Origin of the sequence: Pseudofrankia coriaricola (assembly GCF_032027725.1) — a bacterium.
Lineage (GTDB): Bacteria > Actinomycetota > Actinomycetes > Frankiales > Frankiaceae > Pseudofrankia.
Window position 1 is genome coordinate 1 of sequence record NZ_JASNFO010000154.1, and the last position, 12,198, is coordinate 12,198.

14 protein-coding genes are annotated in these 12,198 nt (G+C 69.0%); 11 read left to right on the forward strand and 3 right to left on the reverse strand.

The genetic code is table 11. The features are described from left to right. Positions 1-27: 27 nt before the first annotated feature. Positions 28-909 carry a helix-turn-helix transcriptional regulator gene (locus QOZ89_RS45785; RefSeq protein ID WP_312628337.1) on the reverse strand — a complete coding sequence of 294 codons (882 nt, stop codon included), beginning with the start codon at positions 907-909 and terminating at the stop codon, positions 28-30. Positions 910-1,094: 185 nt separating this feature from the next. Between QOZ89_RS45785 and QOZ89_RS45790 the strand changes: the two genes are divergently transcribed. From QOZ89_RS45790 to QOZ89_RS45815, 6 genes are all read left to right on the forward strand, one after another. Beyond that, complete coding sequence (locus QOZ89_RS45790) at positions 1,095-1,958, forward strand: SDR family oxidoreductase (protein ID WP_312630277.1); 864 nt, start codon at positions 1,095-1,097, stop codon at positions 1,956-1,958. 174 nt (positions 1,959-2,132) lie between these two features. After that, the gene (locus QOZ89_RS45795; protein ID WP_312630278.1) at positions 2,133-3,113 is read left to right on the forward strand and encodes an aldo/keto reductase; all 981 of its coding nucleotides are present in this window, start codon (positions 2,133-2,135) and stop codon (positions 3,111-3,113) included. A 445-nt stretch (positions 3,114-3,558) separates the two neighbouring features. Then, positions 3,559-4,323: an SDR family NAD(P)-dependent oxidoreductase gene (locus tag QOZ89_RS45800; protein WP_312630279.1), complete on the forward strand. Its 765-nt coding sequence runs from the start codon at positions 3,559-3,561 to the stop codon at positions 4,321-4,323. A gap of 65 nt (positions 4,324-4,388) precedes the next feature. After that, positions 4,389-4,955, forward strand: a complete 567-nt coding sequence (locus QOZ89_RS45805) for an ester cyclase (RefSeq protein WP_312630280.1) — start codon at positions 4,389-4,391, stop codon at positions 4,953-4,955. Between the two features lie 18 nt (positions 4,956-4,973). Then, positions 4,974-5,156, forward strand: coding sequence for a hypothetical protein (locus QOZ89_RS45810; RefSeq protein WP_312630281.1), 183 nt, complete (start codon positions 4,974-4,976; stop codon positions 5,154-5,156). Between the two features lie 169 nt (positions 5,157-5,325). Beyond that, entirely contained in the window at positions 5,326-6,192 is an 867-nt protein-coding gene (locus tag QOZ89_RS45815) for an LLM class F420-dependent oxidoreductase (RefSeq protein ID WP_312630287.1), read from the forward strand. A 64-nt stretch (positions 6,193-6,256) separates the two neighbouring features. On the opposite strand, the gene QOZ89_RS45820 is transcribed toward QOZ89_RS45815, so the two are convergent. Then, positions 6,257-6,637, reverse strand: a complete 381-nt coding sequence (locus tag QOZ89_RS45820) for an AMP-binding enzyme (RefSeq protein ID WP_312630282.1) — start codon at positions 6,635-6,637, stop codon at positions 6,257-6,259. A gap of 198 nt (positions 6,638-6,835) precedes the next feature. Here QOZ89_RS45820 and QOZ89_RS45825 point away from each other — a divergent pair, with 198 nt between their 5' ends. From QOZ89_RS45825 to QOZ89_RS45840, 5 genes are all read left to right on the forward strand, one after another. After that, the gene (locus QOZ89_RS45825; RefSeq protein ID WP_312630283.1) at positions 6,836-7,675 is read left to right on the forward strand and encodes a LuxR C-terminal-related transcriptional regulator; all 840 of its coding nucleotides are present in this window, start codon (positions 6,836-6,838) and stop codon (positions 7,673-7,675) included. 622 nt (positions 7,676-8,297) lie between these two features. Continuing rightward, complete coding sequence (locus QOZ89_RS45830) at positions 8,298-8,864, forward strand: glycoside hydrolase family 3 C-terminal domain-containing protein (RefSeq protein WP_312630284.1); 567 nt, start codon at positions 8,298-8,300, stop codon at positions 8,862-8,864. Continuing rightward, complete coding sequence (locus QOZ89_RS45835) at positions 8,861-9,022, forward strand: hypothetical protein (RefSeq protein WP_312630285.1); 162 nt, start codon at positions 8,861-8,863, stop codon at positions 9,020-9,022. Before QOZ89_RS45830 ends, QOZ89_RS45835 begins: the two co-directional genes overlap by 4 nt. A gap of 217 nt (positions 9,023-9,239) precedes the next feature. Then, complete coding sequence (locus tag QOZ89_RS48105) at positions 9,240-9,332, forward strand: AMP-binding enzyme (protein WP_397428969.1); 93 nt, start codon at positions 9,240-9,242, stop codon at positions 9,330-9,332. A gap of 159 nt (positions 9,333-9,491) precedes the next feature. Further along, complete coding sequence (locus QOZ89_RS45840) at positions 9,492-11,186, forward strand: diguanylate cyclase domain-containing protein (protein ID WP_397428968.1); 1,695 nt, start codon at positions 9,492-9,494, stop codon at positions 11,184-11,186. 16 nt (positions 11,187-11,202) lie between these two features. Here QOZ89_RS45840 and QOZ89_RS45845 read toward each other — a convergent pair whose 3' ends face one another. Then, on the reverse strand, positions 11,203-12,084 hold the full coding sequence (locus tag QOZ89_RS45845) for a helix-turn-helix transcriptional regulator (RefSeq protein ID WP_312628337.1): 882 nt from the start codon (positions 12,082-12,084) through the stop codon (positions 11,203-11,205). Positions 12,085-12,198: the final 114 nt, after the last annotated feature.

The window sequence follows — 12,198 nt, forward strand, 5'->3', positions numbered from 1 at the left end:
CGAGGCTGTAGTGCGTTACCCCCGGGCTCACTTCTGGTTCGGTGCTCGCAGGGCGTCGGCTGGGTTGTGGGTGGCGGCCCAGCTGGCGAGGAACTTGAGGGCGTCGTCGTTGGGTGAGCCCGCTTCGGCGCTGAAGGCGATTAGGGCCAGGCCGGGGTCGGCGGGTAGTTCCAGGACCTCGTAGGACAGGTGCAGGTCGCCGACGAGGGGGTGGTGGAAGTGCTTGAGTCCTGTGCGGTGCAGGCGGACGTCGTGGGCGGCCCAGCGGACGCGGAAGGCGTCGCTGCGGGTGCACAGTTCGCCGACGAGGTCGGACAGTGCCTTGTCGTAGGGGTCGCGGCCGGCTTCGAGGCGCAGCATGGCCACGCTGTCATCGGCGGCGCGTTCCCAGTCGATCCAGAAGTCACGCGCGCGGGGGTTGAGGAAGGTGAACCGGGCGTGGTTGACCGGTCGGGCCGGGTCGGCAAACACGGGCGCGAACAGTGCCTCCGCCAGGGGGTTGGCGGCGAGGACGTCGAGGCGCCCGTTGTTGACGAGGGCCGGTAGCTCGGTCATCCCGTCGAGGATGCGGGCGACGGTGGGCCGGATCTGGTGGGCCGTGGGCTTGCGCCGGGTGCGTGTGGCCGGGCCGGCGGCCCGGGCGAGGTCGACCAGGTGCGCCCGTTCGGCCTCGTCCAGTTGCAGCGCGCGGGCCAGGGCAACCAGCACGCTCTCGGAGACGCCGCCGAGGTTGCCCCGCTCGAGTCGGGCGTAGTACTCGACGCTGACTCCGGCCAGGTCGGCCACCTCGCTGCGGCGCAGTCCCGGTACGCGCCTGCTGCGGCCGTGGGTCGGCAGGCCAGCCTGCCCAGGGGTGATCCTGGCCCGGCGGGAGCTGAGGAAGGCCTTGACCTCGTCGCGGTTGTCCACAGCCCCCAGGCTAGGTCGGGCCCGCTGGAGGAGGGATGCCCTGTCAGTACACCTCCCAGCAGTGGCTTCTTCGCGTTGCCGGCACCCGGTTGCATGGTGTCCACCGCCGCGGGCTGGGGCACGGGGAGACCACGTGACCAGTCACTGACGCGGGGGTCCGGATCTCTGACGGAGGATGTGAGGACATGGCCGAGAAGTCCGAGAAGAGGGTCTGGCTGGTCACCGGTGCCGGCCGCGGCATGGGTGTGGACATCGCGCAGGCGGCCCTGGCGGCCGGGTACGCGGTCGTGGCCACCGGTCGCAACCCCGGGCGGGTCAGCTCCGCGCTCGGCGCGCACGACGATCTGCTGACGGTCGCGCTGGACGTCACTGACCCGGCCAGCGCACGGGCCGCCGTCGAGGCGGCAGTCGGCCGGTTCGGCCGGATCGACGTGCTGGTCAACAACGCCGGGAACTTCTACGCCGGGTTCTTCGAGGAGATCAGCCCAGCGGACTTCCGGGCACAGGTCGAGACCAACCTGTTCGGACCGCTGAACGTCACCCGCGCCGTGCTGCCGGTCATGCGCGGCCAGCGGTCGGGGCTCGTGGTGACCATCAGCTCCACCGCCGGTCTGGTCGGGCAGGAGTTCTGCACCGCCTACGCCGCGTCGAAGTTCGCCCTCGAGGGCTGGAGCGAGTCACTGGCCCCCGAGGTCGCCCCGTTCGGCATCCGCACGATGCTCGTCGAGCCCGGCTTCTTCCGCACCGAGCTGCTCACGCGGGACTCGACGAGCTACGCCGAGCCCTCGATCGACGACTACGCCGAGCGAACCAGGCAGACCGTCACCGCTTGGAACGCTATGAACGGCTTGCAGGGCGGTGACCCCGCCAAGCTCGCGAAGGCGCTGGTCCACCTCGCCGGCCAGGAGAAGCCGCCGCCGCGCTGGGCCGCCGGCGCCGACGCCATCGGGGTCTTCGAGCAGAAGGCCCGAGACCTGCTCGCCCAGGCCGGCGCCTACCGCGAACTGTCGAGTTCGCTTGCCCACGACGACGCCATGGCCAACACCTGAGCCCGGGCAGGGGACGCACGGACGCGGCGCCCCGTCTGGCGCCGCGCCTCAACGGAACGAACACAGCAAGGCGAGCATCCGACCCCAGCCGGGCGCCGGTCGTAAGCCGGTCGCTGCCGCGACACGGGGCGTGTCATCGCCTGGAACTCGAGAACCGAGACGAAGGAATCAATCATGAAGCACGTCTCTCTGGGCGGACTGGACGTCTCCCGGATCGGTCTGGGCGCCATGACCATGGCCGGCGTTTACACCACCGGCGGGGGCGTCGACGACGCCGAGTCGATCCGCGCCATCCACCGGGCGCTGGACCTGGGCGTCACCCACATCGACACCGCCGAGATCTACGGCCCGTTCCACAGCGAAGAGGTGGTTGGCGAGGCGATCAAGGACCGGCGCGACCAGGTGGTGGTGGCGACGAAGTTCGGCCTCGTGTCGCACTCCCGTGGCGGCCCCGGCGTCGTCGACAGCAGCGCCGCGAACGTGCGCGCCGCGGTCGAGGGCTCCTTGAAGCGGCTGGGCACCGACCACATCGACCTCTACTACCAGCACAGGGTCGACCCGAACACCCCCATCGAGGAGACGGTCGGCGCCCTCGCAGAGCTGGTCACCGAGGGCAAGGTCCGCCACATCGGCCTGTCCGAGGCCGGCCCGGACACGATCCGCCGTGCCCACGCCGTACACCCGGTCGCCGCGCTGCAGACCGAGTACTCGCTGTGGTCCCGGGACCCCGAGGCCGAACTGCTGCCGCTGCTGCGCACGCTGGGCATCGGCTTCGTTCCCTACTCGCCGCTCGGCCACGGCTTCCTTGCCGGCGCGATCCGCACCGTCGACGACTTCGCCGACGACGACTGGCGCAAGACCAATCCGCGTTTCACCGGGGAGAACTTCCAGCGCAACCTGCGCATCGTCGACGAGGTCCAGGCCATCGCCACAGAGGCGGGCGGCACTCCGGCGCAGATCGCCTTGGCCTGGCTGCTGGTCCAGGGTGACGACATCGCCCCGATCCCTGGCACCAAGCGGGTCGCCCGCGTCGAGGAGAACACCGCCGCCGACCGCATCCAGCTCAGTCCCACGCAGGTCGAACGGTTGAACAACCTCACGCCGGCCGCCGGTGAACGCCACGACGAAGCGAACATGTCCACCATCGACCGCTGACCGCGCCACACGGGGTTGTCGCCGGCCGCGGCACCCAAGGTGTTGAGCTGTCATGCGCCGCGACCGGCGACCCGCCCGCTCATCGGCTGAGCAAGGAGCCCGAGCGGCCCGGTGCGGGCGTGCCGGGCTGGGCTGCCGCCTGCAGGAGAAACCGCCACCTGGAGTGCCCGCTCCGAGCAGGAGAGGGCGGACGAGGTGCTCGCTCGCGAGGACATCGCCGACGGTATCGCCTTCACAGTCACCCATGCGCGGCACACCGCCATCAGTGAGCCGTCGATCATGCGGGGCGTCCAGGCCCTGCCAGGCGCGTGCTCTGCGGCCCGGTCGCCTGCGTCGCAGGTCCTCGCAGGCCGCTGAGTGGTACCGGTCCGGCCAGGCGGCGCCTGGACGACGACCACCCTGCGCATCCCTACGCCATCCACCAAGAAGGAGAGGACAACACCGCATGGCATCGAAGCTGACTGGCACCGTCGCTCTCGTCACCGGCGCGAGCAGCGGTATCGGCGCCGCTACCGCCCGCCGGCTCGCCGAGCACGGCGCCGATGTCGCCCTCGTGGCCCGTCGCAAGGATCGTCTGGAAGACCTCGCCGCCGAGATTGACAAGGCAGGCGGCGCCGCGCTGGTGGTCGCTGCGGACATCACCGACCGCGCCCAAGCCGAACAGGCCGTCGCGCGGGCCGTCGACCGGTTCGGACGGTTGGACACCCTCGTCAACAATGCCGGCCTGATGCTCCTGGGTCCTGTCGTCGGTGCGGACGCTGAGGAGTGGGACCGTATGATCGCCATCAACATCCAGGGCCTGCTCTACACCACCCGCGCCGCCCTCCCACACCTGCTGCGGGCCGCGGACGAGCGCCCGCGCCAGGTCGCCGACATCGTCAACATCAGCTCGATCGCCGGCCGCGTTGCCTGGAACGGCTACGGCGTTTACAACCTCACCAAGTTCGGCGTGAACGGATTCACCGAGTCCCTCCGCCAGGAAGTCACCCAGCGGCATGTGCGCGTCGGTGTCGTCGAGCCCGGTGGCGTCGCGACCGAGCTGGGATCGCACAACAAGCCCGAGGTCCGTACCGAGATGATCGACCCGTTCTACGAGCAGACCGATGTCCTCGCCCCCGAGGACATCGCCGACGGCGTCGCCTACATGGTCACCCGGCCCCGCCACGCCGCCATCAGCGAGCTATGGATCATGCCTACCGACCAGGCCTGACCGCATCCCCACCCCTCCCCGCGGCGGCGCCGGCACCGCAATCCTTCGGAGAACGAGGACGAAAAATGCGTCGATTCAACAAGCTGGCCGTCGTACTCGCGGCGCTGGCACTGCTCACCCTCTCGGCCTGCGGATCGGGTAGTGAGGACCCGACCGGTACGGCCAGCGGCACTGCCAGCTCCGGTGCCCCCGCGGAATCCGGCACGAGGAGACCGCCGACCGCCGAGTCGAACACGCGCATCATGGAGCGCTTCACCCGCGAGTTCCTCCCCACCGGCGACGCAGCGCTGGCGGAGGAATTCATCAGCCCGGACATCGTCATGTACTTCGCCGGACAGCAGCAGCAAGGCCGGGGTACGTATCTCGACATCGTCGCCGCGAATCGCCGCGCTTTCCCGGACCTCGTGTGGACGGTCGAAGACATGGTGGCCGAGGGCGACACCGTGGCTGTGCGCTACATAATGACGGGCACCCACCGGGGGACCTTCGCCGGGGTAGCAGCGACAGGCAGGGCCGTCCACGCGCAGAGCATGGCTTTCTACCGCCTGGCCGACGGCAAGATCGTCGAGGAACGCGCCCAGCTCGACATGCTGAGCCTCCTTCAGCAGATGGGTGCCGTACCGAACACATAAGGAGCGCGCTCGCCCCTCATGGAGAAGACCGAGGTCTTCCCCCCCAAGGACATCGCCGACGGTGTCGCCTCCATGGTCACCTGCCCCCACCACATCACCAACGGCGAGTTGTTCATCACGCCTATCGGCCAGTCCCGACAGCGACCACCACCCGGCCGCCCCTCGACGGGGCTGGGCGAGCCGGGGGTGCGGCGACGCTGAGCCGGATCAACGGGACATACGCCTGGGTGCTGACCTCCGGCGTCCGGTACCGGTTCGTCATCGATATCTCTACGCTGCGCTGAGCCGCGGTCGGCACCCACCTGAAGTGCCGGCCGCAGCACCAGTGAGCGTGTCGCGTCCGCCAAAGGGAGAAGACATGAGCAAACGCATGCAGATCGGCGTCGTCTATCCACAAAATGAGCTTCGAGGGAATCCAACCGCTGTCCGGCGATTTGGTAGGGCGGTGGAGGATCTGGGTTTTGACCACCTCCTCGCCTACGACCATGTGCTCGGTGCCGTGCACGCCGATCGAACGCCCCAGCTGACGGGCCCCTACACCGAGCGCGACCCGTTCCACGACCCGTTCGTGATGTTCGCCTATCTGGCCGCCGTCACCGAGCGAATCCGTTTCGCTACCGGGGTCCTGGTCCTTCCGCAGCGCCAGACAGCGCTCGTGGCACGGCAGGCGGCGGACGTCGATCTCCTGTCCGGTGGTCGGCTGCGTCTCGGTGTGGGGGTCGGCTGGAACCACGTCGAGTTCGAGGCCCTCGGCCTGGACTTCCGTACCCGCGGCGCCCGGCAGGAGGAGCAGATCGAGCTGCTGCGCCGGTTGTTCACGGAACCGGTCGTCGACTTCTCGGGCCGCTTCGACCGGGTGGACAGAGTCGCGCTCGTGCCGAAGCCGGCCCGGTCCATCCCGATCTGGCTTGGTGGATCCAGCGACGTCGCGTTTGACCGGGCCGCCCGGCTAGCGGATGGCTTCCTCTTTTTCGGGGGCGGCATCGACCACGTCGTTGACGCGTGGCGACGGCTGCGTGATCGCGTGGGCGGCCTCGGCGGGTCTGTCGAGACCTTCGGCGCGGACTATGTGGTGCTTCCTCGTGGCGGCGTTGGCGGCCTCACGGCGGAGATCGATGCCTGGCGCGCGGCGGGTGGTACCCATGTCTCGGTGGTCACGATGGGCCTCGGTTTCGACTCCGTCGACGGCCACATCGACTACCTCGCCTCGGTCGCGGACGCGCTCAGCTTGTCATGACTGGAGGCCCGACTGGTGTCACGTTTCAGTCTCACGGGCCTCGCCGTCTCACGGCCGGAACCAATTAGGCGTGGCCTGTTTCGGTGGTGTTCGCGGCGTTGAGGAGGTTGATGGCCTCTTCGCGCATCTGGATTTTGCGGATCTTGCCGGTGATGGTCATGGGGAACTGGTCCACGATGTGGACGTAGCGGGGGATTTTGTAGTGGGCGAGCCTGCCGGCGCAGTATTCGCGCAGGTGCTCGGCGGTCAGTGGTGTGGCGCCGTCGTGCATGCGGATCCACGCCATGAGTTCCTCGCCGTATTTCGGATCGGGCACGCCGATGACCTGGGCGTCGAGGATGTCGGGATGGGTGTAGAGGAACTCCTCGATCTCCCGCGGGTAGATGTTCTCCCCGCCGCGGATCACCATGTCTGTGTCCCGGAACTCGCTGGCGGGACGTCGCACCGGTGCGCCACTGACTTCTCGGTGTCCTCCTCGTTGGCGATCAGGCGTCGGGCGGCGCCAGGTCCGTTCCTGATGTGCTCAGGATCGCTACATCAGCCGGTGTCCGCTACCCCCGGAAGTAAGTGTCCGGGCTGGGCGTGGTGGCAAAGGTGCAGATACGCTCTGCTCATCCGCAGGAGCAACGGAGGGTTCGACACCATGCTCGCTGCTGACAGCCGCTCGACGAGGGAGGCGCTGCGCGCGGGCCTGCGACAGGCGCAGCGCCTCGCCGGAGTGCCGGTGGTCTTCGCCGGTACGGTGTCAGATGACCGGCTGGTCCTGACCGATTTCCTCGGCACTCGCACGACCAGCATGCGGAACCTGCACGTGAGCATCGGCGCGGGTCTCGGCGGGCGTGTCGTCGCCCAGGGACGCCCCGTGGCCGTCGAGGACTACCTCTCTGCTCGCACGATCACCCACGACTACGACCGTCCGGTGCTGGCCGAGGGGATCTCGTCGGTGCTCGCGGTCCCGGTCCGGGTGCGCGGCCGTTGCAAGGCCGTGCTCTACGGCGCCGTCCGGGAGCGGATGCCACTCGGTAACCGGGTGCGCGAGGCCCTTCTGTCCGCCGGCTCGCGCCTCTCGATGACGTTGTCCGTGCAGGACCAGGTGGGCATTCGGCTCGCGATGGCCGAATTCCGGCCAGGGCTGCAGGATCTCGCGGACCTCGAAGAGGTCCGCGCCGTTCATGCCGAATTACGCTCCATCGCCCCCGCGGTCGCCGACCCCGAGCTGCGGCGCCGGATCGACGCAGCCACTGAGCGGCTCGCGCGGTTTGGCGCCCCAAAAACCGAAGTGTCCGCGATACGCTTGTCACCGCGAGAGACCGACGTGCTGGCTCAAGTGGCACTCGGCTGCACGAACGCCGAGGTGGCCGAACGGCTCTCGCTCACGCCGGAGACCGTCAAAGCATACCTATATACGATCATGCGCAAGCTCGACGCACGGACGCGTCACGAGGCGGTCGTGCGTGCGCGCCAATTATGGCTGCTCCCTTGACCGCCAGCAGCGCCGCGTCCGGAGACCGCGCAGTCGTGTTAACAATATCGAATCTGTTACGTCCGGCCGGATACGGGTCCGTGTCGGCGGCTTGAATGATCGACTGAAGGATCGAGGTGCAGTCCATCTACCAGTGCTGGTGTCGCAGTTCGCGGGTTTCCGGATCCCACCCGAGGCGATCGTGCTGGCGTTCCGCTGGTGCGCTGACTACGAACGTTTGCCGGCTGCCCGACACCCGGCTCGCCGAGGGTGTGGCACCGCGGTACGGGTCTGTGGGCTCGGAGACCCGCTCCCTTGCCGGTCTGCCCGCGGTGTTCTCGCCGCAACCGATCCGAGAAGGCATCAGTCGCCTGATGCGCTGAGCCTCCGCCCCCTCGAACGGCATAGAATCGAGGAGCTCTGGCCATGGATCCCTGTTCCCTCGACAAGGTCGCGGCAGCGCTGCTGGACGCACATGCCACAGGACGGCCCATCCGGCAGCGACCGAGCTGTTCCCGGACCTGATAGTGGCTGACGCGTATGCGATCCGGCGTGTCGGGCTGCGTGTGTGGCATGCTCTCTTCCCTGCAGTGGGGCTTCGGGCGGGTGCGCTGCCGGGCGCGGGACGCAGGTCCCGAAATGGGTGGCCGAGAAAGCCGGCCTGCTGTTCCACACGATCATCAGCGTCGGGAAGCCGGGTGCGCACGACGTTCCCGGTTCCCTGAGCCCGGATACCCTACGGGACCTGATAGCCGACCGGCTGATCAACCACTTAACCGTTGTCGACAACCCGATGGAAGCCGACCTCGCCATCGTGCGGCTGCGGGCGCCTTACGAGCCCCGCGATCGTTACTTCCTCGAAGCGATGACCCACCAGGGCTCACTCGACTTCCCAGCCGACATCGCCGAGCGCATCGCGAAGCTGGCTACCCAGGTGCCGGTCGCGCTGGACGTCTATCTCGATCGTCCGGCCATCCTCACCCAGCTCGATGCCGTGGTCGCCGCGCTGACCGTCAGCTTCGGCGCCTCGGACGCGGCGCTGCTCGACGCCCTGAGCGGCCGCACCGAACCGCGCGGCCGGCTGCCCTTCGAGCTGCCCCGCTCGATGGACGCGGTCCGCGCCAGCCGGCCGGACGTGCCATCGGACACCGAGGGCCCGCTCTATCCCCACCGGGCGGGCCTCTGCTACTCAGCCGATGGCGGTAGATGAGCAGCCCTGTCGCCTCGGCGATGTGGCTGTTCGAGGGCGGCTCCGTCGGCGTCGTGCCGAAATTCGAACCCGCCGGTGTGCTGTCGACGATCGCCAGGCTGGAACTAGCCAGCGGAGACCGAACGGGCCTTCTCCGATGGCTGGTTCCTGTCCGGTGACGTCGTGCGGGTCGCCGCCGACGGTGGGCCTACGTCGCCGAGCGCGTCAAACACATGATCATATCGGGTGGCGAGAACGTCTCCCAGCCGAGGTCGAGGCGGTGTTGAACGGCCTGCCGGACGTCATCGACTCCGCGGCCGTCGCGGTGGCGAGGTCGGACACGCCTTCGTCGTCTCCGCGTCGGACGCGTGGACCGCGGATTCGTAGGGCGAGGCACTGCGAGGCCGACTGGCGGCCTTCAAGATTCCAAAATATGTGCAGTTCGTTTCGAAGCTTCCGCGGACCGCGACCGGCAAGGTGCGCAAATAGGACCTTCGGGCAGCCCTTTCCGGCAAGCCAAGCTCGCGGGACCTACCGGGCTGCCACTGTCGATCACCCACCGGCTCCTGGCGCGCCGGTCCGCCGGGACGGGCGACTGTCGCTGTCCGAATGCGGATGGTTGCGGTATGCTCCCCTCGGGGATGAGCGATGTCTGGACTCCGCGGCGTTGTAGGCGTCGGGTCGCATTCGTGGCGTTCGACCAGTGCGGGTCGAGCGCCAGGCTGGTTCTGGCGTGCCGTCGTCACCTGTTTGGCGCTTTTTGGGCTGGAAATCGCCTTCGTGGTACTCCTCGACCCGCAGCCAGGCCTCATCGCGACGGTTTCTGTCAACGCTGCTTGCCAGGCGGCCGCCGCGGCGGCCTGCTTCTGGACCGCTCGGCGCGCTCGCGCTGGCGACCGGCGCTGGCGGTGGCTCATCGGTGCGATGGCTGCTAGCGCGGCGGTCTCCAGCCTCGGGACGTTGGCGGTAGCGCTGGACAGTGGCGCTGCTCAGGTGACCCCGGCGTATGCGTTACACCTCGTCTTGTACGGGGTCGGGCTGGCTGGGGTGCTGTCCCTGCCCACCGATCCGGCGGATAGCCGTAGCGGAGGCGTTGGGCGACGGTCGCGCGGCGCGGGGCGCTGGTATGCGATCACGATGCTGGACTGTGTGCTGATCGTCGGTTCGATCGTCCTGCTGGAGTGGGGAACGGTGCTGGCCGCGGTCGTCCGGGCAGGCGGGACCGACCTCATGCAATTCCTGCTTGACCTTGGCCAGCTGGTTGCCGTCTTGATTCTGGTCGCGGTGGTCGTGTTGATCGCGAGCTTTCGCCGGCCGCGCTCCCCGGCGACGTTCGCGTTGCTCGGCACTGGCCTGCTGGCCCATGGACTCGCCGTCAACGTCTTCGTCTACCGAGCCGCCCTCGGCAAGATCGATTTTTCGTCGCGGACCATGGCCATGTTCGGTCTTGCCCCCCTGCTGTTTCTCCTGGCCGCACTGGTGCCGGTTCCAGGCGGCACGCGGCATGAGGGCCCCGCCCCGCCGAGCCCGCGGGCGATGTGGGCGCACGCGATGCTGCCGTATGTTGTGCTCGGGGCGGCGGGCCTGCTGGTTGTCGGCAAGCTGTCGGCCGGTGTCCGGCTGGACCGGTTCGAGACGTACGGCATGACCGGTCTGCTGCTGGTGGCGCTGGGCCGGCAGATGCTCACGTTGGCGGAGAACACCCGGCTACTGGCCGAGGTCCGGGACCGCGAACGGCAGCTGCACCACCAGGCGTTCCACGACCCGCTGACCGGCCTGGCCAACCGGGCATTGTTCACTCAGCGACTACAGCAGACGGTCGCGCACGACACCGACGACGTTCGCGAGGGATCATCGCTGTCCGTGCTGTTCCTTGACCTTGACGAGTTCAAGCGCGTGAATGACACGTTCGGGCATGCCGCCGGGGATGAGCTCCTCAAAATCAGCGCGGAGCGGTTGCGGGCGGGGACGCGGGCGGTGGACACCGTCGCCCGGCTCGGCGGTGACGAGTTCGCTGTCATCCTCGACGGCGGCGGCCCCGACAATCCCCGCAATGTCGGCGAGAGGCTCGCGGCGGCGATCCAGATGCCGTGTCTGCTCGCGGGGAGGCCTTACACCCCGCGGGCCAGCCTTGGACTCGTCACCGTCGATTCCGCCACCCGCCCGACCAGCCCCGACATCCTGCTCCACCAGGCCGACCAGGCGATGTACGCCGCCAAACGGAAACGGGCGGGCAGGCTGGAGGTCTACCAGCCGGACCCGGCCCCCGGCCGGCCACCCTGCCTCCCACCGAACCGGACCCAGCCGGCTTCGGCGTCCGCGACAGGTCTGTCGAGGCTGTAGTGCGTTACCCCCGGGCTCACTTCTGGTTCGGTGCTCGCAGGGCGTCGGCTGGGTTGTGGGTGGCGGCCCAGCTGGCGAGGAACTTGAGGGCGTCGTCGTTGGGTGAGCCCGCTTCGGCGCTGAAGGCGATTAGGGCCAGGCCGGGGTCGGCGGGTAGTTCCAGGACCTCGTAGGACAGGTGCAGGTCGCCGACGAGGGGGTGGTGGAAGTGCTTGAGTCCTGTGCGGTGCAGGCGGACGTCGTGGGCGGCCCAGCGGACGCGGAAGGCGTCGCTGCGGGTGCACAGTTCGCCGACGAGGTCGGACAGTGCCTTGTCGTAGGGGTCGCGGCCGGCTTCGAGGCGCAGCATGGCCACGCTGTCATCGGCGGCGCGTTCCCAGTCGATCCAGAAGTCACGCGCGCGGGGGTTGAGGAAGGTGAACCGGGCGTGGTTGACCGGTCGGGCCGGGTCGGCAAACACGGGCGCGAACAGTGCCTCCGCCAGGGGGTTGGCGGCGAGGACGTCGAGGCGCCCGTTGTTGACGAGGGCCGGTAGCTCGGTCATCCCGTCGAGGATGCGGGCGACGGTGGGCCGGATCTGGTGGGCCGTGGGCTTGCGCCGGGTGCGTGTGGCCGGGCCGGCGGCCCGGGCGAGGTCGACCAGGTGCGCCCGTTCGGCCTCGTCCAGTTGCAGCGCGCGGGCCAGGGCAACCAGCACGCTCTCGGAGACGCCGCCGAGGTTGCCCCGCTCGAGTCGGGCGTAGTACTCGACGCTGACTCCGGCCAGGTCGGCCACCTCGCTGCGGCGCAGTCCCGGTACGCGCCTGCTGCGGCCGTGGGTCGGCAGGCCAGCCTGCCCAGGGGTGATCCTGGCCCGGCGGGAGCTGAGGAAGGCCTTGACCTCGTCGCGGTTGTCCACAGCCCCCAGGCTAGGTCGGGCCCGCTGGAGGAGGGATGCCCTGTCAGTACACCTCCCAGCAGTGGCTTCTTCGCGTTGCCGGCACCCGGTTGCATGGTGTCCACCGCCGCGGGC